Below are 22,698 nucleotides of genomic sequence, written 5' to 3'. Positions count from 1 at the left end.
CCTCGAAACCGAAACGTAAGGACTGCGCTACGTATTCGGGCGATTGATCGGCGGTCACCCCCAAGACCGGTTTAGGATCGTTGCGGCGCTGAGCGCATGGTCTACATTCGGCGAAAAGCAGACGCTGGACATGGCAGGACGACTTGCACCCCTATCGGAAGCTCAAGCTCAGCTAGCTGCTACGTAAGCAAAGAGCTTAGCGCCCCATTCGGTCTGCATGCATGACGAGTGTGGCAACCAGCCCGGTGCATTGCCAGTCGTAAGATAGAGATCCGGCCAATTGGGATGAGACGCTACGCTGGATCATCCGGCTTCCGAAGCCGGTCATGTCGGGCGAGGCAAAAACTGATGGCCCTCCGGTTTCGGCCCAGGTGAGGATGACCTCGTTACCGTCCGATCGGCCCGTAACGTCGAGCTGTCCCTCGGCTGCGGAAAGGGCGCCGTGCTTCACCGAATTAGTAGCCAGTTCGTGCATCACCATCGCCAAGGTAGTGGCGGTGGCCTGCCCAACACCCATCCGGGGTACGGCCACCCTGATGCGGCCCGAGAAGGCTCCCGTGTCCTCATAGGGTGAGAGTAGTACCGACAGCAGGTCACCGAGCAGGGCTGCCTTACCCTGCTCGCCCGGCAGGGGGCGAACAAGATCGTGCGCACGGCCAAGCGAGGTCAGGCGCTGAGTCAATTCACCGGTCATCTGCTCGACCGACGCCGCGGATCGCGAAGTCAGCTGGGTTAGACCGGCTGCGATCGCGAGCAGGTTCTTGACGCGATGGCTCATCTCGCCGGCGAGAAGTTCGTTGCCTTCCTCGGCCTGCTTGCGCCCGGTAACGTCGAGAAAGATGCCGAACATCGCCCCTTCGGAATCAGCCATTTCTGCCGACATACCGCGCGCCGAGATCCACCGGATGTCGCGGCCTACCAGGATACGAAAGACGATCTCATACGGTCCGGGGACGGACCGAGTGGCCGTGAACGCCGCCTTCACGCGGTCACGATCGGCAGGGTGAATGTGCGCAGAGAGGTCCTCGAAACTGACGCTCGAACTCCACTCGAGTCCCCAGAGGTCGAAGGCGCGCTCATCCATTGCGAAGCGGTCGTCGGCCAGATTCCATGACCACAGGGCGACGCAAGCGGCGTCGACTGCAAGGCGCAAATGCTCAGGGCCCCAGACCTGATCGGGAGAGTCGCCTGCAAACACCGTGGATACTTTCTGAAGCCCGGCGGCGCCTCGAGCCGTAGGTTTCGAATGCTTATCCTACCTTTTCGTTCTTGCCCATAACCGGACAGGCAGGCGCCTTTTCGGTACTTCTGGGCCCACCATGGCCATCTGGCCCGGTGCATACCGGTGCCCCAGACTTGCAAGCGTGACGATGCCTCGCTGAGCTGCGGCGCGCACTCTGAGTGAGCTTAACCGTCGCCGCGCCGATATCGCAGTCGGACTTGTTGTGAACGAGATAAGTTTGCGTCGCATTTAGCAGGCACGACACTCGGAGGCGGAGGCGGATATCGCCACGAGACAGCTTTGGTGATCGGCTAAGTGTTCAGGTGAGTAGGAGAGAGTCCGCATTGCCGCCTCATTTGTGGCGGTTTTCTGCGAAGAGCTAACGAAAGTGGAGCGGGTAGCGGGAATCGAACCCGCGCGTTCAGCTTGGGAAGCTGACAGGCTACCATTACATCATACCCGCGGCGCCGCCCGGGCGATTGCCACAGGGGTGGGGCGGAGACAAGGGTTTCGCGGCCATGATCGCAGGCAAAGAGAAAGGGCGCCGCTCGGGTGAGCGACGCCCTCCATCCTGTTGCGTGAACGCCGAGCCTTACAGGCCGAGGTTCAGGGTAGCCATGATCGCCCGCGGCGCCACCGAGGTGAAGCGCGGCTGGCTGCTGTTGAAGCCGAACGCGTTAATGCTCGTCGACAGGTTGCCGAAGTAGCGTGCGTTGAACAGGTTGCTGACGTTCACCTGCACGTAGCTGCGCTGGTTCGGGATGAACGGCAGGCCGACGCGGGCGTCGAGGTCGAAGTAAGTGTAGCCCTTGCTGACGACGTCGTTGACGTCGGTCGCAAAGCGGTCACCCACATACTTGCCCTGGATACCCACGACGACGGGCGAGAAGTTGATCTCGGCGCGGCCGCCAATCTGCCACTTCGGCGTTTCCACGACCTGCTTGCCACCGGTGCGGGCGCAGACATTGTAGGTGTTGACGCCCGAGGTCGGAAGCGTGGTCGGGAGCGGGTTGCAGAAGTAGGTCAGCCCGTTGACGCTGCCGATGTTGGTGCTGGCATTGATCGCCGCCGTCGTCGATGTCGCGGGGATGGCCACCGGGACGTAGTTGAAGGCGCCGATGACGATGTCGTCCTGCAGCTCGGCCTTGGTGTAGCTGACGTTGCCGATCAGGTTCAGGAAGGTGGCGACCCGGGTACCGATGTTGGCATCGACGCCCCAGCTCTTCACCTTGCCGACGTTACGGTCGATCGACAGGTTGGTGATCGGGTCGAAGCTCGACACGATGCGGTTGCTGTAGTCGATCTTCCACGCGGTGGCTTCGGCCTGCAAACGGCGGGTGACGTAACGCGCGCCAAGGTCGTAGCTGTTGGTGCTCTCCGGCGTCACGCCGATGAACGGCTGGCGATAGAGGTTGTCGGTCCGCGGCGCCGAGAAGCCCTTCGAGTAACTCGAGAAGATGCTGATCGCGTCGGTGACCGCGAAGGTCGCGCCGACGTTCGGAAGCAGCTTGTGATACTTGTAGGTCGCCTTGAACGGAGCATATTCCGGGGTGCCGAGCAGGCCGGCGACCGGCGGATTGAAGTTGTTCGGAACCAGGTAACGGCCGCTGTTGGGACCGGTCAGGGAGACGTCGGCCGGCTGAACGCAGTCCGGGAAGCCGCCACCGGCCGCCGGAGTGAAGCAACGCTGGTCGAGCTGACGCTCGAACCACGGCGAACGCAGGCCGACTTCGACCCGCAGGCGGTTGTCGACGAAGCGGCCGATATACTGGCCCGACAGCTGATTGAGCAGGGCGATCGAGACGCGGTCGCGGTTCTGCAGGACGGTGCCGGCGGCGGTGATCACCGGCGGCCCGTTGCGGCCGAAGAAGGGATTCAGGACCGAGAAGTCATCGCCGGTGAAGCTATATTCACCCGTCTGGCGGTGATGCGCGCGATCGAAGGTGTAGGAAGCGCGCAACGTGTGCTGGCGGCTTGGACGCCACACCAGTGACGTCACGAGGGTGGCGCGGTTGGTGTTGGTGATCGACGGGCGGCCAAGCAGGACGGTGTCGAGCGTGTCACGATCGCCGTTGAGGTCGACGCCGGTCGAACCGGCAACGCCCTGACGCAGGAGGTAGCTGTTCTCGGCGATCAGCGCGGTTTGGCTGCCGCCGTTGGCGAGGGTGTACTGATAGGTTGGGTCGACCGTCAGGATCAGGCCGTCACGCAGGGTGAAGCGCGACTGCAGGCCGACGTTGCCAGTGTTCGACGGATTGATCTGGCCCGACAGCTTGTTGGCAAGGCCTTGGGTGGCGAGCGGGCCACCAGGCGTGAAGCAGGTCGCCGGATCGCTCTGGATGGTGCCGTTCACCGGGGTCGGGCGGGTCTGAACGACACCGGCCGAGTTCAGGCAGTCCTTGAAGAAGGCGAGGTCGTCAATGCGATCCCACTGCGACTTGCTGTAGTCGCCGACCACCACGGGGCTGCCGGTGTAGGTCGTCGGAACGATGGCCGGCGCGTTGGGCACGTTGAAGATGGTGCGCAGGTCGGCCAGCGTCGGGTTGTTGTAGTTGTTGTTGCGGTTCTCGTTGTAGTGACCGACGAGCGAGACGAAGTCGCCATTCGCCAGCGGCTGATAGATTCGCGTATTGAACTGGGTCTTCTGAATCTCGCCTTCACCGCGCCAGTGATCGTAGTTGGTGCGGCTGCCCGACACCCAGGCGCGGAGGCCGCCGCTGGTGATGTCGCCGGTGTTGATCTGGACGAAGGCGCGGCGGAAGTTGAAGCTGCCGCCCGAGATTGCGCCGCGGACCTGCACGTCGCGAGTCGGAAGCGCGGTGCGCAGGTTGATGGTGCCGCCGGCCGCCGAGGCTGTCGGGCTGTCGACGTCGGTCGCGCCGAGGTTGACGTTGATCTGCTCGATCAGCTCGGGGTCGACCTGCTGGTTCGAATAGACCGCATAGTTGCCGCTGTCGTTCAGCTGCACGCCGTTCAGCGTCAGGCTGATGCGGTTGCCGTCGAAGCCGCGGATACGGATGTTGCCGCCCGAGCTACCGTAGGGATCGCTCTGGGTGAAGTTGACGCCCGGGATGATGTTGATCGAGTTCAGGACCGACTGGCCCGGATTGCCCTTGGAGATCAGTTCCTGCGTGATCAGGCCCTTGGCCTTGGTCGAGTCCTGGACCACCACGCCGGCGGTGCCGGGCTGGCTGCGGGTGCCGGTAACGACGATGGTGTCGCGCTCGGTTTCTTGGGTACCCGTGGACTGGGCAAAGGCGGCGGTCGGCACAAAGGCGACCGCAGTCGACAGCAGGAGAAGCTTCTTCACGTGGGATACCCCGTAATGGTGTGAATGACTGACGCGAGTTCGTTCAGTTCACCGGGGCCGCTAGGGCTGGATTAAGACAAAAAGGTGACCTCCCGAAGGATGCCACCAACTTGCCTGATCCGTGTTGTTGCAATGCAACATCTGCCCGTCGCCACCCCCGCGACTCGGGCGAGGCATGAGCAGGTTAACGCCAAATTTTCAAGCTGTGCGGCTGTCCATCGAGCGTCCAAGCTTCACGAACAGCAGGATGAGTGGCGGAACGAACACAATCGACAGCACGACTTTGGACAGCATCTGTCCGGCCAGCAGGGCGCCGATCGGGAAGACGCCATAGAAGGCGACAGTAATGAAGATCAGGGTGTCGACGATCTGGCTGAGGGCCGAGGCCACAGCCGAGCGGAAGTACAGCAGGCGCCCGCCTTCGCGGCCCTTGAGCGCGGAGAAGATGGTGACGTTGAGCACCTGGCTGGTGCCGTAGGCGATCAGGCCGGCAAGCCAGATCCGCAGGTTGGACCCCATGATGGTTTCGAACGAGGCGAGCCGTTCGGCCTCCATCTTGTCCGACGCCGGAAGCGCGAGCACCAGCACGGTCAGCGCGGCGGACATCAGCAGCGGGACGAAGCCCCACACCACCAGCTTGTTGGCGACCGCGCGGCCGTGGAGCTCGGCCACCGCGCTCGATGTCACGACCAGCAGCAGGAAGGCGAAGATGCCGGCCTCGACCGCCAGCGGTCCCAGCGCGACCTGCTTGTTGCCGAGCACGCCGGCGATGCAGACCATGCCGCCGTAGACAATGCCGAAAGCGAACAGGGATGGGCTGATCAGGGTGCGAAGCGGCGTGGTATCGGTGCTCATGGGGCGCGAGGGGTAGCGAACGGCGCGGGAAGTGCAACCGCCACGCACTTGCGGCAGCGGGGCCGGGTGACCACCTGCGGTGCTCGGCAGGCACGAGGGCACGTCAGCGATGAAGACCAGCGACAATACCATCCTCCTCACCGGCGGCGGATCCGGGATCGGACGCGCGCTGGCGCAGCGCTGGCACGATGCCGGGAACAAGGTAGTGGTTGCCGGGCGCAACACCGGCACGCTCGACGAAACGGCGGCCGGGCGTGACGGTATCGCTGTCGAGCGGCTCGACGTCGATGACCTGGAGGGCCTTTCCGCCAACGTCGCGGCGATCCTCGGCCGCCATCCCGACATCAACGTGCTGGTGAACAACGCGGGGATCATGCGCTTCGAACGGCTCGATGCCGAGCGCGACCTCGCGGACGCCGAGGCGACGATCGCCACCAACCTGCTCGGGCCGATCCGGCTGACCAATGCGCTGATCGATCATCTGACCGGCTAGGCGGACGCTGCGATCGTCAACGTCACCTCGGGGCTTGCCTTCGTGCCGCTGATGTCGACGCCGACCTACAGCGCGACCAAGGCGGCCATTCACAGCTACACGATCGCCCTTCGCGAATCGCTGCGTGGGCGGGTCGAAGTGATCGAACTGGCCCCTCCGGGTGTGCAGACCGACCTGACGCCGGGCCAATCGACCCGACCCGGCTACCAGCCACTCGACGAGTTCGCCGACGAGGTGATGGCGCTATTCGCCAGCGAGCCGACGCCGGAGGAGATCTTGGTCAGGAACGTCCAGCCGTTCCGTTATTCCGAGCGTGACGGCACGCAGGCTCAGCTGGTCGGAATGCTGGTGGAACGTTCGCGTGAGACCCTTGCCGATCTGAAATAGGCGCGTGGTCGCGCCCGGGCGGGAAGGTTGACCCCGCCCGTTCCCGCCCCTAACCGCCCGCCTCCGTGGACCTTTCCCAAAATCCGGCACCCGCGCGCCATGCGACTGACATCCTCGCTATGGGCGACGCGCTTGTCGACGTCATCGCGACCTGCGACGACGACTTCCTGACCCGCTTCGACCTGCCGCGGGGCGCCATGCAATTGCTCGACGAGCCGCAAGCGCTGGCGCTGTACGATGCCATGGGATCGGCACGCGAGATGAGCGGAGGCTCGGCGGCCAATTCGATGGCGGGCGCGGCGGCGATGGGAGCGGACGTCGCGTTCGTCGGACAGGTCGCCGACGACCAGCTCGGCACCATTTTCACCCACGACATGCGGGCGCTTGGCGTACGGTTCGACACGCCGCCGCTGACCGACGGACCGGCGACCGGGCGGTGCCTGATCCTCGTCACGCCCGATGGCGAGCGGACCATGAACACCTGCCCGGGCGCGGCGCATTGCCTGCCGCGTGAGGCGGTCGACGAAGCCGCGGTGCGCGCGGCCGCGATCCTCTACCTCGAAGGCTATCTATTCGGGCCCGAACTGTCGCGTCAGGCGATGTTCCGGGCAATCGACATCGCCCGTGAGGCTGAGAAGACGGTCGCCTTCACGCTGTCGGAGAGCGTCTGCCTTCCGGGCCGCAAGGAGCCGCTCCAGCAACTCATCGCGGCCGGCGGGATCGACCTCATCTTCGCCAACGAGAGCGAGGCGCTGCAACTGGCCGGCGCCGCCGATCTCGACAACGCGGTCGAGCGGTTGTCGGCGCAGGTCGGGACGCTGGTATTCACCCGAGGCCCAGCCGGCGCGCTGGCCTTCGAGAAGGGCGTCATGACCGAAGTTCCCGCCATTTCCGTGCCGCAGGTGATCGACACTACGGGCGCCGGCGACCTGTTCGCCGCCGGCTTCCTCGCCGCGCGCTGCAAGGGCCATCCGATCGACCGGCAGCTGATGACCGGTGGGATCGCCGCGGCGGAAATCATCAGCCACTTCGGCGCGCGCCCGGTCGCCGACCTCGCCGAACTGGTGAAGCTGTGACCATCCGCCGCATCGCCGTTTATTGCGGGTCCGCGCCAGGAAACGATCCTGTATTCGCCGAAGCAGCGGTCGCCCTTGTTCGTGAAATGGCATCGCGCAAGATCGACCTCGTCTACGGTGGTGGGCGGCTTGGCCTGATGGGCCTGATCGCCGACACCATGCTGGAGGCCGGCGGCGAGGTGCATGGCGTCATCCCCGCCGCGTTGGTCGACAAGGAAGTCGCGCATCTGGGGCTGACCGAATTGCATCAGGTCGCCGGCATGCACGAGCGCAAGGCGCGCATGACCCAGCTGTGCGACGCGTTCGTCTGCCTGCCCGGCGGGATCGGCACGTTGGACGAACTGTTCGAGGCCTGGACCTGGAACGCGCTCGGCTATCACGCCAAGCCGTTCTGCCTGCTCAACGTGAACGGCTTCTGGAACGGGCTCGACAGCTTCATGGATCATGTCTCGGCGTCGGGCTTCCTGTCGCCGGCAAGGCGGGCCCAGTTGCTGGTCGCCGACACGCCGGCGCAAGCCATCGACAGGCTGGACGAAGCTGCAGCAAACGCTACGCAAGGCATGGTCTGGTAAACGCCGGGGGGCGGGGAAGCTTACAACATGAACCAGTTCTTCGGCCTGCTTGGCGTCGTCGCCATCCTGCTCGTCGCCTTTCTCCTGTCGAGCGACAAGCGCGCCATCCGGCCGCGGGTTGTAGGCGCTGCCTTCGCGTTCCAGGCCGCGATCGCGTTTCTGGTCCTGTACACCAGCGTTGGCCGGCAGGGCATCGAGGGGATGAGCCGCGGCGTGTCCAACCTCCTTGGCTATGCCGCCGAAGGCACCAAGTTCCTGTTCGGTCCGAAGGAAGCCAATCCGGCGCTGTGGAACACCTTTGCGCTGGGTGCGCTGCCGGTGATCATCTTCTTCGCCGCGCTGGTGTCGATCCTCTATTACCTCGGGATCATGCAGCGGATCGTGCGCTGGGTCGGCGGCGCGATCGGCTGGATCACGGGGATCGGCCGGGTCGAGGCGCTCGGATCGGCTGCCAATATCTTCGTCGGTCAGTCGGAAAGCCCGCTGGTCGTCCGTCCCTATCTCGCCAGCCTGACCCCGCCGCAGCTGTTCACCCTGATGGTGGTCGGCATGGCGGGCGTCGCCGGGACCATCCTTGCCGCCTATGCCAGCCTGCTCGGTGAGCAATATCTGCCGTTTCTACTCGCCGCCGCCTTCATGAGCGCGCCCGGCGGTATCCTGATGGCCAAGCTGCTGATGCCCGACCCGATCGAGCCGGTGCCCGCGCCGACCACCGGCGAAGCGCTGGCCGAAGCCGGGCCGCCGGCCGAGACAGTCGAGATCGCCGAAACCTTTGAAGAAGGCGAGAAGCCCGCCAACATCATTATGGCCGCGGCGCAGGGCGCCCAGACCGGCGTCAAGCTGGCGGTTGCGGTCGGCGCGATGGTGCTGGCATTCGTAGCGCTGGTTGCGCTCGCCAACGGCATCCTGGGCGGCGTCGGCGGCTGGTTTGGGCTCGAGGGACTGAGCTTCCAGCAACTGGTAGGCTACCTGTTCCAGCCGATCATGTTCCTGATCGGCGTGCCGTGGGCCGAGGCGGGTGTCGCCGGCGGGCTGTTCGGGACCAAGATCGTGCTCAACGAATTCGTTGCCTTCATCGCGCTGGGCGATGCGGCGGGACCGGCGGCGGCGCTGAGCGACCGCAGCCGGGCGATCGTCACCTTCGCGCTGTGCGGATTCGCTAATTTCTCCTCCATCGCGATCCAGATGGCGGTGACCGGCGGGCTTGCCCCCAACCAGCGTCCGGTGATCGCGCGGCTCGGTCTTAAGGCACTGCTCGCGGGCAGCCTCGCCAACCTGATGAGTGCGGCGCTGGCGGGGATCATGCTGCCCTGAACTCTTGGCGGAACAGTCGCTTCGGCGTAGAGGCGAGGTCATGACGACCGACACCCTCACCGCCGACAACATCGCTTCCGTTTCGCTCAAGGAGGCCGACGCCGACGGCGACGCCTTCGCCCAGCATTTGGGCCGCAGCTTCGAGGAATATGGCTTCGCCGTCCTCGCCGATCACGGCATCCCCGACGACCTGATCGCCCGGGCCGAGCAGAAGGCGAAGGAGTTCTTCGCGCTGCCGGAAGAAACCAAGCGCAAATATGCGCTCGGCAGCGGCGGGGCGCGCGGTTACACGCCGTTCGGGATCGAGACCGCCAAGGGCGCCAAGGCGCACGACCTCAAGGAATTCTGGCACGTCGGACGCGAACTGGCGGAGGGGCACAGCTTTCGCGACGTGATGGCCGACAATGTGTGGCCGTCCGAAGTGCCTGGGTTCAAGGAGACCTTCCTTGAGCTGTACGACACCTTCGACCGCACCGGCGTTACCGTGCTGAAGGCTATCGCGCGCTATCTCGGGATAGACGAGGATTACTTCACCGACACGGTCCGCGACGGCAATTCGGTCCTCCGCCTACTGCACTATCCGCCGCAGAAGGAAGCTACTGGCGAGCATATCCGCGCCGGGGCGCATGAGGACATCAACACCATCACCTTGCTGCTCGGCGCCGAGGAAGCGGGCCTTGAACTCAAGACCCGCGACGGACGCTGGATCCCCGTTTCGCCTAAGCCCGGCGAACTGGTGATCAACATCGGCGACATGCTGCAGCGGCTGACCAACGGGAAGCTCCGCTCAACCCCGCACCGGGTGGTCAACCCGGCACCGGATCGCGCCAGCAATGCGCGTTATTCGATGCCCTTCTTCCTCCACTTCCGGCCCGACTTCACCATTGAGGCGCTGCCCGGCACCGTCCCGGCAGGGGAGGAGCCCAAGTGGCCGCCGATCAGCAGCCACGATTACCTGCTGGAGCGGCTGCGCGAGATCAAGCTGGCCTGAACCAGCCAGTTACGCGGAATTCCTGAATCCTCCATCGGGGCAGGGCTGCAACAAAGCCGGTGATCGATCAATCCGGCCCGTGAAGCGGGCGGAATCTCACTCCGCAAGGGGCCACCTATCGCGCGACACTGGTGATCGCGATGATGAGGAACGTCACAACAGCCAATGGCCCTGGCCATAGCCGGCGATCACGCCCCCGGCGCCGAAGCCGACGATATCGATTGCTCCATCATTGTTGATGTCGGCCAGTTCGCGATGGAAGCTGTTGTCGCTGGTCCAGCCCTGGTTCGCGCCGAAGTTCAGGAGATCGAGGCGAGAGGGCGTGAAGGTGCCGTTGGCTTCGCCGTAAGCGACATAGGTGCCGTTGATCCCGAACCCGACGATATCGGCCCTGCCGTCACCGTTCACGTCCGCGACGTCGCGCGCGAAGCTGTTCTGGTTCGACCAGCCCTGTTCCCGTCCGAAGTCGAGAAGCACCAGCTGGGTTTCCCCGAACGTGCCATCGCCCCTGGCCAAGGCGACCAGCACACCGGCGCTGCCAAAGCCGATGATGTCGTCGGCCCCATCGCCGTTCACGTCGGCAACGGTGCGGTGGGAAGCATTGTCGCTGGTCCAGCCCTGCTGTACCCCGAAATTGGCCAGGACCAACGCCGCGGTCCCGAACGAACCGTCGCCGTTGCCGAGCGCGACCAGCGTCCCGCCCGCACCGAAGCCGATGAGGTCGGCCTTGCCGTCGCCATTGACGTCGCCGGTCGTGCGGGCGTGGGTGTCCTGCGAGGTCCAGCCCTGGTTGGCGCCGAAATTGGCGGTGGCGGTGACCGGAGCGCCAAAGCTGCCGTCGGCCCGTGCGAAGGACACGAGGGTGCCGGCAACGCCGAAGCCGACGATGTCCGCCCGGCCGTCGCCGTTGAGGTCCGCAAGCTCACGGTGGAACTGGTTGTCACTGCTCCAGCCGGACGACTGGCCGAAATTGGCCAGCACCAGGCCGGGGGCCGAGAAGCTGCCGCTGGCGGAGCCGAACGACACCACGACCCCGGCCTGACCGAAGCCCACGATGTCGCTGAACCCGTCGCCATTCACGTCGGCGATGTGCCGCGGATAACGATCCTGGCTCGACCAGCCACCGGCGCCGACGGCAAAGTTGCTCACCAGGATTCCGCTTGGTGAAGCGAACTGGGTTGATGAGTTCGACAGGGTCAATTCAACGCCTCCTTCTGCGGCTGCGCGGGCGACAATCGCTGTGCCCGAAACGCTGTTCAATATCAGTGATCCTTCGGCAAAGACGAGGCTATCGCCGATGCGCGACACGTTAAGGCCAGCGAGCGAAACGCCTTTGATGACGATGCGATCGCCGGGGGAGAAATCGGTGATCGTGTCGCCGGCGAAGTCCGCGGGCGTACCCGTGAACAGGTCGGCGCCGGCGCCGCCGGTCAACCGGTCGTTGCCCCCGCCGCCCGACAGCAAATCGATCCCGAACCCGCCTTCGAACCGCTCGCTACCGGACCCGCCGAACAGGATGTCGTTTCCGGCATTGCCGAACACCGTCCCGCCCAGCGTTCCGCTACGGCCGTCGTACAGGTCGTTGCCGGTGTAGAAGGCGACATCGCCCTCCACCAGGCCGCGATTGAGGAAGGTGGTGGACAGACTGCTGTTGGCGATCGCGAGGTCGGTCGACCGGTCCCACGGCCCGATCGCTGGAAAGCCGTAGCGTCCGACGACGACGCCGGCTTCAATAGTATAGCCGCCGCCGAATGCGCCGGTCAGCACGGCGCCCGACAGCTGGCTGTTGCTCAATATCAGGGTCGAAACTGTGCCGACCCGGAATTCCTGAATGCCGCTGAGGCCGGTCGCCGTCAGCGTTCCGTTGCGCTCACCATATTCCGAATTGAAGCCGAAGATCTCGAACCCGGAAACAGTTGCGAAATCCACCGAGAGGAACTTGTCCTTTGCCGACCAGACATCGAGCTGGTCGCGCCCGGCTCCTCCATCGGCGCGCGAGATCTGCGGAAAGTCGCCGGGCCCGAAGCCGTCCAGCACGAGGCGATCGTCGCCATCGCCGAGATTTATATCGCCGATGATCCGGGAATATTGACCGATCCAGACATTCTCGCTGCCGCTTCCCCCGGTTACCGAGCGGAAGGTGGAGAAATACATCGAAAGAAACTGGTTCTGCAGGGTCAGGTCGACCGCCGGATTGATCGACGAAGCGAAATTGACCCTGCTGTCGACGATGGAAATCGACTGATAGCCAGAGGCGTTCGAGATATTGAGCGCATTGACGACGTGGAGATTCTCGAAGCCCCGGTAGGCGAAGGCAAAGAACGGATCTTCCGTGTGATCGACGATCAGGGTGTCGATGCCGGCACCGCCCTCGGCCTCGACATAGCGCCCGGATTGCGCCCCGCTGACGGTGACGACGTCATCGCCGTCTTCCGCGAAGATGCGTTCGAACCGCGCCGGCTCCCCGCCGAAGCCGGCAGGCACGCCCCCGATCCCGCTGTCGATTTGATCATTGCCGGCACCACCGAAGACGACGTCCGTACCATCGCCGCCATTCAGGACGTCGTCGCCGTCGTCGCCATAGATGATGTCGTCGCCCGGACCGCCGTCCAGGACATCGCTTCCGCCATTGCCCCGGAGCGTGTCGAAGCCGAAGTCGCCTTGCAGCTGATCCCTTGCCGCGCCGCCCGTCAGTTGGTCGTCGCCCGCACCGCCCCGCACTACGGCTCCGACTTGCCCTAGCTTGCCGTCATAGATGTCGTTGCCCGCGGCAAAGACGACAGAGCCCTCGATCGTGCCGTGGTTGAGGAAGGTCATCGACAGGGACGAATCGGCATCGCCGGCAGTCGACGAAAAAGTCGGCGGATCCGTGCGAAACGCCGTGAAACTGCCAAGGGTCACACTGCTTTCAAGCGTGACCGTACCGCCGGCAGCGCCGCGCAATTCGGTCCCCGAGAGCTGGCTGCTGACAAGGGTGAGCCTGGTCCTCTCGCCAGCCAGGATCGATGTGAATCCGCTCAGGTTCGAGAGCGAGACCAGCGAATCCAGGTAGTTATAATAGGAATTGATTGCCAAAAATTCGAACCCGGTTGCCTGGCCAAAATCGAATGTGAAGGTGGTTCCGCTTGAGCCATTGTCGCCGATGATGAACTCGACCGTGTCGAAGCCGGCACCGCCATCGAGAGCGCCGCCGATCGTCGGGTTCTTCCCGCCATAGAAGGCGTGGATCGTGAAGTTGTCGTCGCCTTGCCCAAGCCTGATGTCGCCTGACACGGTGGTCGAATAATCATGGTAGAGGCCGCTGCTCGAAAGGCTGACCCGCTCGCCCTCGGAACTACCCGTGATCGATCGCAGGGTCGACCAGGACAGCGAGACTGGCTGCCCGCTCAGCTGAAGGTCGACCAATGGGTTGCTCGAATGAAGGAGATTGAACCAGGCGCCCGGCTGAGCGGCAAGTTCGATCGTTTGGAAGTCGCTGAAATATTGAAGATTGCCCCCCGTTTCGAGAACGAGCCGTTCGAAACCGCGCAGACCTTCACCATTCCCTCCATTCGCGGTGCGGACGAAGACGCTGTCGAACCCCTCGTCTCCGTAGGCGAAAACGGACGGCATGACTTGACCATTGGCGTTTCGTGCAAGCCCTTCGAGCAAGAGGCTGTCGTCACCCGCGCCAAGCCCGATGCCGAGGCCGGGTGCGTAGACCGATCCATTTCGATCGATGTAGACATCATTGCCTTCGCCCAAGGCCACTGCGCCGAAGATCATCCCGGCATTGATGACAGTGTCGGTGCCTCTGGACCCGTTGATCTGGATCTGAGGGTAAAAGCCGTAGGAATTGCGTTCTCCGATCTCGCCCAGCGCTTCGTTGACCAGGGTGCTCCCCTCTGACTGGAAGGTGATCGCGTCGGCGCTTCCATACCAGCCGGTGCCCATGGCCCCGACGATCTGGCTCCCGGCCGCGTTGGTCAGCAGGAAGTCCGGCGCCGCGATGAAGGCGCCTTCGCTAATCTTGCCGGTATTACGAAACTGGCCGCCTGGCTGGTCGAAGATCATTCACGCTTCCTTTCCGGCCGGGGGAAGCTAGCAGCGCGAAAATCTGGCGCAATTGCCCGATGGCCACATCCGATTGAGAATATTGATCAACCTCGCTTGCGGGGGACTGATATCACCTGGCGTCCGACAGATTGGCCGGGCCGAAGCCATGGGGAATGAGCGCGGAAAGCGAGAGACGTTCGACGCTGGTGCCGTCGCCGCTGGCGCAGAGGATCTCGAAGTCGCGGCCGGCGAGGTGGCTGGCTTCGAGCAGGGCCTGGCGGCAGCCGCCGCAGGGAGTGACTCTCTGACCGCCGGCAAGCGCTTCGCCCGAGCCGTCACCCCCAGCCACTGCGATGCGGGCGATGCGCTGCAGGCCGAAGGCGTGCTGCGCGGTGGTGAGCGCGCTTTGTTCGGCGCAGAGGCCAAGCCGGTAGCAGGCGTTTTCCATGTTGGCTCCGGTCACCAGTTCACCCTCGGTGCTGAGGATCGCGCAGCCGACCGAGAAACCGGAATAGGGGGCATAGGCCTTGAGCGCGGCGGCGCGGGCGGCGGCGATGAAGTCGGCGTCGGTCATGGCCGCTGCCTAGTCTTAACCTCGCCCTTCGTCACCCCGATCTTGACCCGCGCCCCGCCTTGTTCTTCCTCGGTCCGGGAAAGGTAGAGGGGCCGGTGATGGATCAGGTGCAGAAGGTCGAGGCGTCCGCGCTGCAGGGACGATCCTTGCGTTATTTCGACTTCGTCATGGCCGCCTTTGTCGTGATCCTGCTGCTGTCCAACATCCTTGGCGCGGGCAAGGTCAGCGAGATTACCCTGCCGGTGGTGGGCCTGTGGCCGTTCGGGGCTGGCATCCTGTTCTTTCCGGTCGCCTACGTCATCGGCGACGTGCTGACCGAGGTCTATGGCTATGCCCGCGCGCGGCGCTGCATCTGGGTCGGCACCGCGGCCCTGCTGTTCATGGCCTTCATGAGTTGGGTCGTGGTGGCGCTTCCGCCGGCCGCCGGCTGGACGGGGCAGGAGGCTTACGAGCAGGTGTTCGGCCAGGTGCCGCGGATCGTCATGGCCTCGATCGTCGCCTTCTGGGCTGGCGAATTCGTCAATGCGGCCGTCCTGGCGCGGATGAAGATATGGTCTGGCGGGCGGCACCTGTGGATGCGGACGATCGGCAGCACGATCGCCGGTCAAGGTGTGGACAGCCTTATCTTCTATCCGCTCGCCTTCTGGGGCGCGACGGGATGGACCAATGATCTGGTGATCAAGGTGCTTCTGACGCAATGGGCGCTGAAGGTGGCGTGGGAGGCGATTCTCACGCCTGTCACGTACATGGTGGTAGGGGCGTTGAAGCGCCGCGAAGGACTGGACGTATTTGATGAACGGACGAATTTCACGCCTTTTGCTGCTCGCGTCTAGCGCCGGCCTAGGTGCCTGCGCGACGATCGAGCGGCCGGTCGCGCCCGCCGCTGCGGCAGGGCCGGTCGAGATCCAGATCCTCGGGCTGAACGACTTCCACGGCAATCTCGAGGCGCCGCGCGACCCGGTGCCGCTGAAAAGTCCGGACGGGACTACCACCAGATATCGCGCTGGCGGCGCGGCGCAGCTGTCGGCGACGCTGAAACGGCTTCGCACCGGGCAGACCAGCGTGACGGTGGCCGCGGGCGACCTCATCGGCGCGACGCCCTTGGTGTCGGCCTATTTCCTCGACGAACCGACGATCAAGGCGTTGGGCCTGGCCGGGCTCGACTATGCCGCGGTCGGCAATCACGAATTCGACAAGGGCGCGGCAGAACTAAAGCGGATCCAGGACGGCGGCTGTTCCAAGCTGACGACGCGCGCGCCCTGCGCGGTGGAGCCGCATGCGGGCGCCAGCTTCCGCTATCTCGCCGCCAACGTCATCACGGAGGGGGGCAATACGCTTTTTCCCGGAACGGCCATCCGCCAGATGGGGCCGGTCAAGGTCGGCTTCATCGGCATGCCGCTGCAGGAGACAGCGACGTTGGTCACACCGGCCGGAGTCGCGGGCCTGACCTTCGCCGACGAGGCCGCCACCGCCAACGCGCTGGTGCCGAGGCTCAAGGCCGAGGGCGCGGACCTGATCGTGCTGCTGATCCACCAGGGCGGCTATGTCCCACCGGTTTACGACGCGCTTGGCTGCGACGGGCTGTCGGGAGATATCGTGCCGATCCTCGGCAAGCTCGACCCCGCGATACGGGTGGTGGTGAGCGGGCACACCCACCATGCCTATGCTTGCGAGGTCGATGCGGGCGGGGCGCCCCGGCTGCTGACCAGCGCGGGCAAGAACGGCTATCTGGTGACCGACATCCGGCTGGCGTTCGATCCGGCGACGCGGCGGTTGGTCAGCGCCAAGGCCCAGAACCTGCCGGTGCTGGCTGAGCGCGATCCCGAAGTGCAGGCGTTGGTCGACCGCTATGTCGCGGCGGCGCGGCCGGCGGCCGAGCGGGTGGTGGGCAAGCTACCGGGCCCGGCGCTCAAGGACGCCGACGATGGCGACAGCCCGGCTGGGGAGCTAATCGCCGATGCCCAATTGGCCGCCAACAGGTCAGCGGAGCGGGGCGGGGCGCAGATTGCCTTCATCAACTCGGGCGGGGTACGCACCGACCTGGTGCCGAAGGCGGACGGAAGCGTCACCTTCGGCCAGATCTTCGCCACCCAGCCTTTCGGCAACAGCCTGGTCGTGAAGACGCTGACCGGGGCGCAGTTGAAGGCGCTGATCGAGCAGGGGTTCCGCGACGTGAACGGCAAGGTGCAGGTGTCCTCTTTGCTGATCCCCTCGGAGGGGTTCACCTATCGCTTCGACCGGCGTCGTCCGGCGGGCAGCCGGGTGTTGTCGATGGCGTTGAATGGGCGCCCGATCGACCCTGCGGCCAGCTACCGCGTGAGCGTCAACAACTTCCTCGCCAGCGGCGGTGATGGTTATACGGTGCTGGCCGAAGGCAAGGACGCCAGGGACGGCGGGCTCGACCTCGATGCCCTCGAAAGCTGGCTTCGGACCAATCCCAGGGTCCCGGCCGGCAAAAGGGTCACCGAGGTCAAGTAGCAGCCGGCCTCAGCGCGGCTTGACGAAGCGCAGGGTCATCCGGTCGCTTTCGCCGATAGCAAGATATTTGGCGCGATCCTTGTCCTTGAGGGCAAGGGTCGGGGGCAGGGTCCACACGCCGTCGGGCCAGTTGGCGGTGTCCTTGCGATTGGCGTTGATCTCGCTTGACCCGGCATAGCGGAAGCCGGCCTGCTCGGCGAGGCGGCGGACGGTCGAGACCTTGAGGTAGCCGCTATTCTTCTCGCGCTCGCTGCTGGCAGCTTCGGGCAGGCGATGGTCCTCGATCCCGAGCACGCCGCCCGGCTTCAGCATGGCGTAAATCTGCTTGAAGGCGAGGTCGGCGTAGGGCTGGTCGCCCATCGCCCAATTGTGGACGTTGCGGAACGTCAGCACGACGTCGGCGCTGCCGGCCGGCACGCCGGTCTGGCCCGCTTCGCGCACCGGGAAGATGACTTGGCGGGCGCGGCCGTAGGTGGCTGCGTCCTTTTCGACCAGGCGTTTGAACCCGCCGAGGCCGCGGTCGTTCGGCGCGGCGACATAGTAGGTGCCGCCGCCGTTCAGGACGTACGGCGCCAAAATCTCGCTGTACCAGCCGCCGCCGGGGAACAGCTCGACCACGGTCTGCCGCGGGCGCACGCCGAAGAAGGCGAGTGTCGCGGCGGGATTGCGGTATCGGTCACGGGCACGGTTGGCCTCGCTCCGCGCAGGGTTGGCGACAGCGGCGGCGAGCGCGCGCTTCTCGGCGGCGGGAAGGGCCGGGGCACGGCTCTGCATGGCGGTCGCTGCACTGGCGACCAGGGCGACGCCGGCCGCGAGCAGGAGGGGTTTGAGCATGACTTCGGGTCTCCGGAATGAATAGGGCTGGCGCCCTTCTTGCCGCCTTGGAGTGCCGCCGCAAGCGTCCCGGCCAAAAGCCCGTCAGGGACGGGCGGGGAAACAGATGTTTAACGCCTTTGCTGCCATAGGCTTGGGCCATGCCGGCCTCCCCCCGCAGCGCGCTTCAGCGAACACCTGCCCTGTGGGCAGATGGCGGACTGCTTCTCGACGCCTTGCCGATCCCGGCCGCAATCATCGAATGCGACGGCGGAGAATTGCGGATTTCCGCTCATAATGGCCGGTTCGAGGAAGCGGTCGCCATCTCCACCGCGGGGTCGCTCGACGGGCTGAGCGAGCAATGCCTGGGGGGCGATGGCCTCGTTTCGAGCTATCTCGCGGCGTGGTTCGCGGGCGGCGAAAAAGCGACATCCGACCTCGAAATGCGCGACGGATCGGGTGTTGCGGCACGATTTTATTCTCTGAAGCTGGCGCCGCTACCGAGTGCGGGCGAGATCCGGCGGGCGCTATTGTCGGTGGTCGACCGCACCGCCGAAGTGCAGGCCGAGCGAACCCTGCGCGCCGAAATGCTGCGGGACAGCCTGACCGGCCTGCCCAATCGCCTGGCCTTTACCGAGGTGGTCGAGGCGGCCGGGCGCGGCGCGGGCGGTGAGGGCGTGGGCCATGCTGTGCTGGTGGTCGACATGCTGCGCTTCAGCCGAATCAACGAAAGCATGGGCAGCCTGGCCGGCGACGAACTTCTGATCACCTTCGCACGGCGCCTGATCTCTGCCCTGCGGGCGGGGGACAGTCTTGCCCGCACCGGGGGCAACGAGTTCGGCATCGTGGTCGCGCTTCGACGCGGGACCGGCGACGCGCTCAAGGCCGCGACCCGAATCCTGGACGCGATGCATGCGCCGTTCCGGCTGAGCGAATTGGAAATCAAGGTCGACTGCGCGATCGGTCTCGCCCTGATGGGCCCCGATCAGGACGCCGAGGAGCTGTTCCGGAGCGCGCAATTCGCGGTCAAGCAGGCCAAGGCCAGCGGCCGGCCCGAAGTCTATGAGCCCAAGGAAGCGAGCCTTGCACGGCGCCGCTTCTCGATCGAGACCGAACTTCGCCGGGCGCTGGAAAACGACCAGCTGAGCATGTCGTACCAGCCGCTGATCAACCTCAAGACCGGCGAAGTGTCGGGCTTCGAGGCGCTGGCCCGCTGGCACCATCCCGACCGCGGGGAGATCAGCCCGACCGAATTCATTCCCGTGGCGGAAGAAAGCGGGCTGATCCTTCATCTCGGCCGGTGGGCGATGGACAAGGCGACCTCGACCCTTGCCGGGTGGGACGCCGAAGCGGGGCAGGTCCTGCCGGTCAGCGTCGCGGTCAACCTGTCCGCCATCCAGGTCGCGCGCGACGACATCACCGCGATGGTTGGCGGCGCGCTTCGCAACAGCGGCCTGACCGGCGACCGGCTGACCTTGGAGTTGACCGAAAGCGCCATCGTGCAAGACCCGCGCCGCGCGACCCGCGTGTTCGACGCGCTGAAGGCGCTGGATGCACGGGTCGCAATGGACGATTTCGGCACGGGATACTCGAGCCTTGCCTACCTCCAGCGACTGCCGATCGACGTGCTCAAAATCGATCGCAGCTTCGTCAGCGGCATGATGATTGATCCCGACAGCGTCGCGATCGTCCGCGCGGTTCTGAGCCTCGCCGAGGCGCTGGGTATGTCGACCACTGCCGAGGGCGTGGAGAGCCGCGAGCTGGCGACGACGCTGGCGGCGCTCGGTTGCGTATCGGGGCAGGGGTTCTTCTTTGCGCGGCCGGTGGGCGAAGACGAAGCGCTGCCGTTCTGGCGCAGCCGGCTGCGGTCGAACCGCCGGGCCGCCTAGGGACGCGGCGCCGCGGCGCGGGCGAGGCGGTCGTTGATCGCCCGGCCAATGCCGATGTCAGGGACAGGTGCAACGGCGATGGCAGCCTGCGAGCCAGCGTCGGCCTGATGCAGAAGGTCGAACAGCCGGGCGGCCGCTTCGCCGAGGTCGCCTGATGGACTGAGGCTGGCGTCGCCCTCAATATTGCCGAAACCGATCAGCCATTCATTCGACGCTCGTTCGGTCGCGTTCAGCCGGAGCGGTTTGGCCGGCGCATAATGGCTGGCGAGCATGCCGGGGGCTTCAATCTGCGACGAACTGGGCGCGAGCGCTTGCGGGACCTCGACGGGCCCTGGGCGCAGTAACCGCGGCAGACCGCCGGTGAAGGCGACGATGGTGCTTTCGAGGCCATGCGCGGACGAACCGCCATCGATCACCAGCGCGATACGCCCGCTAAGCGAGGCAAGGACGTGATCCGCGCGGGTCGGACTGATCCGTCCGCTGGCATTGGCGCTCGGCGCCGCGAGCGGGCGGCCGCTAGCGTCGAGCAAGGCGCGCATCGCCGGATGAGCGGGGACTCGAAGCGCGATAGTCGGCAAGCCGGCGGTGACCAGGCTTGCGACGGGACTGTCAGGTGCAAGCGGCACGACCACGGTAAGGGGTCCCGGCCAATGCTGCTCTGCCAGGGCGCGGGCTTCGGAGCTGAATGTGCCGAGGCGTGTCGCCGAAGCGAGATTGGGGATGTGGACGATCAACGGGTTGAAGCTCGGCCGGCCCTTGGCCTCGTAGATGCGGGCGACGGCGCGGGCGTTCGTGGCATCGGCGGCGAGACCGTAGACCGTCTCGGTCGGCACCGCGACCGGCTGTCCGTCACGGATCAGCGCGGCGGCGGCGGCGATGGCCTCGGGCCCGAATGGCCGTATCTCGGTGCTCTTGCCCGCCATGCCGCCGCCGCTATGGCAAAGGCCAAGGCTTCACAAGGGAATGACTGATATGCCGCTTCGCTGCCCCGTCGAAGAACAGCGTTTCGTGCTGGAGCATGTGGTCGGCATTCACGAGCTCACCAACGACGCGGATATCGTCGACGCGCTGCTGGAGGGCGCGGCGCAATATGCCGAGGGCGAGGTCGAGCCGCTGAACCGCATCGGAGACACCGTGGGCGCCAAATGGTCGCCCGAGGGCGTTGCCATGCCCAAGGGGTTCCACGAAGCTTATCGCCAGTTCGTCGAGGGCGGCTGGGGCACGATTAGCGCGCCGGAGGAAGCGGGCGGGCAGGGCTTGCCCCTCAGCCTCGGCGCGGCGGTGATGGAGGATCTGAACGCCGCCAACCTCGCCTTTGCCTTGTGTCCGATGCTGACGATGGGTGCGATCGAGGCGATCGGGGCGCATGGCTCGGAGAGCCAAAAGCGCGATTATCTGCCCAGGATCGTGTCGGGCGAATGGCCGGCGACGATGAACCTGACCGAGCCGCAGGCGGGCTCCGACGTCGGCGCGCTGCGGACCAAAGCGGTGCCCAACGGCGACGGCAGCTACGCGATCACCGGGTCCAAAATCTACATCACCTATGGCGAGCATGATCTCGCCGACAACATCATCCACCTAGTGCTCGCCCGCACGCCCGACGCGCCAGCCGGCACCCGCGGTATTTCGCTGTTCCTGGTGCCCAAGGTGCTGCCGGACGGAAGCCGCAACGACCTTCGCTGCGCCTCGATCGAGCACAAGCTCGGCATCCACGCCTCGCCGACCTGCACCATGGCGTTCGGGGATGGCGGCGGCGCGACCGGCTGGCTGATCGGGCCGGAAAATGGCGGCATGCGGGCGATGTTCACGATGATGAACAATGCCAGGCTCAACGTCGGGCTGCAGGGCGTCGGCATCGCCGAGGCGGCAACCCAGCGCGCGGTGGCCTATGCACTCGGGCGGGTGCAGTCGGCGCGCGCCGGCGCGGCGAGCCGTGACGCCGTGGCGATCCACGAGCATCCCGATGTCCGCCGCATGCTGCTTCGGATGAAGGCGCTGACCACCGGCGCGCGGGCGCTGGCCTATTACGCCTTCGGCCAGATCGATCGCGGCCACCGCGGCGACAAGGCGGCGGCGATGCGCGGCGACGTGCTAACGCCGCTGGTCAAGGCATGGGGCACCGACATCGGCGTCGAAGTCGCCAGCATCGGCATCCAGGTCCACGGCGGGATGGGCTTCGTCGAGGAAACCGGCGCGGCGCAGTACCTGCGCGACGCCCGGATCGCGCCGATCTACGAGGGCACCAACGGGATCCAGGCCGCCGATCTGGTCGGGCGCAAGCTCGGCCTCGATGGCGGGCTGGCGTTCGACGGGCTGATCGCTGACATCCGGGCCGAGATCGAGGATCCGGCGCTGGTCGCGCTGGCCGACGCGGTGGAAGTGGTTGCCACCACCCTGCGCGCGGCCGAGCAGGACGACCGGCTGGCGGGCAGCTATCCGTTCCTTACAATGTGTTCGGTCCTGACCGCCGGCTGGCTGCTCGAGCGGCAGGCGCGTGCGGCGAGCGGCGACACGCCATTCCTGCGCACCAAGCGAGCGGCGGCGGGCTATTTCCTGGCGGTGGTGGTGCCCGAAGCCCTGGGGCTGGCGGCTGGAGCCGAAGCCGGGGCGAAGTTGCTGTACAGCGTCGAGGCCGAAGCGTTGGCTTAGACCAAAGAGGTATCGTTCGCCCTGAGCGACGTCGAAGGGC

15 protein-coding genes, 1 tRNA gene and 1 pseudogene are annotated in these 22,698 nt (G+C 65.6%); 9 read left to right on the top strand and 8 right to left on the bottom strand.

The features are described from left to right. Positions 1–196: 196 nt before the first annotated feature. The 4 genes from M1K48_RS04480 to M1K48_RS04465 all read right to left on the bottom strand — a co-directional run bounded on the left by M1K48_RS04480 (position 197) and on the right by M1K48_RS04465 (position 5,387). Positions 197–1,198: a sensor histidine kinase gene (locus tag M1K48_RS04480; RefSeq protein ID WP_249504662.1), complete on the bottom strand. Its 1,002-nt coding sequence runs from the start codon at positions 1,196–1,198 to the stop codon at positions 197–199. Positions 1,199–1,611: 413 nt separating this feature from the next. Then, positions 1,612–1,685: transfer RNA gene (locus M1K48_RS04475), tRNA-Gly, on the bottom strand. A gap of 129 nt (positions 1,686–1,814) precedes the next feature. After that, on the bottom strand, positions 1,815–4,532 hold the full coding sequence (locus tag M1K48_RS04470; protein WP_249504661.1) for a TonB-dependent receptor: 2,718 nt from the start codon (positions 4,530–4,532) through the stop codon (positions 1,815–1,817). Between the two features lie 198 nt (positions 4,533–4,730). Beyond that, positions 4,731–5,387: a queuosine precursor transporter gene (locus M1K48_RS04465; protein WP_249504660.1), complete on the bottom strand. Its 657-nt coding sequence runs from the start codon at positions 5,385–5,387 to the stop codon at positions 4,731–4,733. A 109-nt stretch (positions 5,388–5,496) separates the two neighbouring features. Between M1K48_RS04465 and M1K48_RS04460 the strand changes: the two are divergent. From M1K48_RS04460 to M1K48_RS04440, 5 genes and pseudogenes are all read left to right on the top strand, one after another. Continuing rightward, positions 5,497–6,267, top strand: a pseudogene (locus tag M1K48_RS04460) (SDR family oxidoreductase). A gap of 65 nt (positions 6,268–6,332) precedes the next feature. Next, on the top strand, positions 6,333–7,343 hold the full coding sequence (locus tag M1K48_RS04455; protein WP_249504659.1) for an adenosine kinase: 1,011 nt from the start codon (positions 6,333–6,335) through the stop codon (positions 7,341–7,343). Next, on the top strand, positions 7,340–7,915 hold the full coding sequence (locus tag M1K48_RS04450) for a TIGR00730 family Rossman fold protein (protein ID WP_319941200.1): 576 nt from the start codon (positions 7,340–7,342) through the stop codon (positions 7,913–7,915). Before M1K48_RS04455 ends, M1K48_RS04450 begins: the two co-directional genes overlap by 4 nt. 27 nt (positions 7,916–7,942) lie before the next feature. After that, the gene (locus M1K48_RS04445) at positions 7,943–9,229 is read left to right on the top strand and encodes a NupC/NupG family nucleoside CNT transporter (RefSeq protein WP_249504658.1); all 1,287 of its coding nucleotides are present in this window, start codon (positions 7,943–7,945) and stop codon (positions 9,227–9,229) included. Between the two features lie 40 nt (positions 9,230–9,269). Next, on the top strand, positions 9,270–10,220 hold the full coding sequence (locus tag M1K48_RS04440) for an isopenicillin N synthase family dioxygenase (protein WP_249504657.1): 951 nt from the start codon (positions 9,270–9,272) through the stop codon (positions 10,218–10,220). Positions 10,221–10,373: 153 nt separating this feature from the next. Here the strand turns inward: M1K48_RS04440 and M1K48_RS14330 are convergent, their stop codons facing one another. Together M1K48_RS14330 and M1K48_RS04420 are read right to left on the bottom strand one after the other, a co-directional pair. Then, positions 10,374–14,273, bottom strand: coding sequence for an FG-GAP-like repeat-containing protein (locus tag M1K48_RS14330; protein WP_264757846.1), 3,900 nt, complete (start codon positions 14,271–14,273; stop codon positions 10,374–10,376). Between the two features lie 112 nt (positions 14,274–14,385). Beyond that, on the bottom strand, positions 14,386–14,829 hold the full coding sequence (locus M1K48_RS04420; protein WP_249504656.1) for a cytidine deaminase: 444 nt from the start codon (positions 14,827–14,829) through the stop codon (positions 14,386–14,388). Positions 14,830–14,927: 98 nt separating this feature from the next. On the opposite strand from M1K48_RS04420, the gene M1K48_RS04415 reads away from it, so the two are divergent. Continuing rightward, positions 14,928–15,662, top strand: coding sequence for a queuosine precursor transporter (locus tag M1K48_RS04415; RefSeq protein ID WP_249504655.1), 735 nt, complete (start codon positions 14,928–14,930; stop codon positions 15,660–15,662). Beyond that, a complete protein-coding gene (locus M1K48_RS04410) occupies positions 15,622–17,307 on the top strand; it encodes a bifunctional metallophosphatase/5'-nucleotidase (protein ID WP_249504654.1) in 1,686 nt (561 codons plus the stop codon). The genes M1K48_RS04415 and M1K48_RS04410 overlap by 41 nt, the downstream gene beginning before the upstream one ends. A gap of 9 nt (positions 17,308–17,316) precedes the next feature. Here the strand turns inward: M1K48_RS04410 and M1K48_RS04405 are convergent, their stop codons facing one another. Further along, the gene (locus tag M1K48_RS04405) at positions 17,317–18,141 is read right to left on the bottom strand and encodes a class I SAM-dependent methyltransferase (RefSeq protein ID WP_406697150.1); all 825 of its coding nucleotides are present in this window, start codon (positions 18,139–18,141) and stop codon (positions 17,317–17,319) included. A 140-nt stretch (positions 18,142–18,281) separates the two neighbouring features. Here M1K48_RS04405 and M1K48_RS04400 point away from each other — a divergent pair, with 140 nt between their 5' ends. Further along, positions 18,282–20,009, top strand: a complete 1,728-nt coding sequence (locus M1K48_RS04400) for a putative bifunctional diguanylate cyclase/phosphodiesterase (protein WP_249504653.1) — start codon at positions 18,282–18,284, stop codon at positions 20,007–20,009. Here M1K48_RS04400 and M1K48_RS04395 read toward each other — a convergent pair. Beyond that, on the bottom strand, positions 20,006–20,932 hold the full coding sequence (locus tag M1K48_RS04395) for an L-threonylcarbamoyladenylate synthase (RefSeq protein WP_249504652.1): 927 nt from the start codon (positions 20,930–20,932) through the stop codon (positions 20,006–20,008). The genes M1K48_RS04400 and M1K48_RS04395 overlap by 4 nt on opposite strands. Before the next feature lie 49 nt (positions 20,933–20,981). Here M1K48_RS04395 and M1K48_RS04390 point away from each other — a divergent pair, with 49 nt between their 5' ends. Further along, positions 20,982–22,658 (top strand): acyl-CoA dehydrogenase, encoded by a 1,677-nt coding sequence (locus M1K48_RS04390; RefSeq protein ID WP_406697147.1) that lies wholly within the window; start codon positions 20,982–20,984, stop codon positions 22,656–22,658. Positions 22,659–22,698: the final 40 nt, after the last annotated feature.

Source organism: Sphingomonas glaciei, from assembly GCF_023380025.1.
Lineage (GTDB): Bacteria > Pseudomonadota > Alphaproteobacteria > Sphingomonadales > Sphingomonadaceae > Sphingomicrobium > Sphingomicrobium glaciei.
This window is presented reverse-complemented; position numbering and strand designations above follow the sequence as displayed.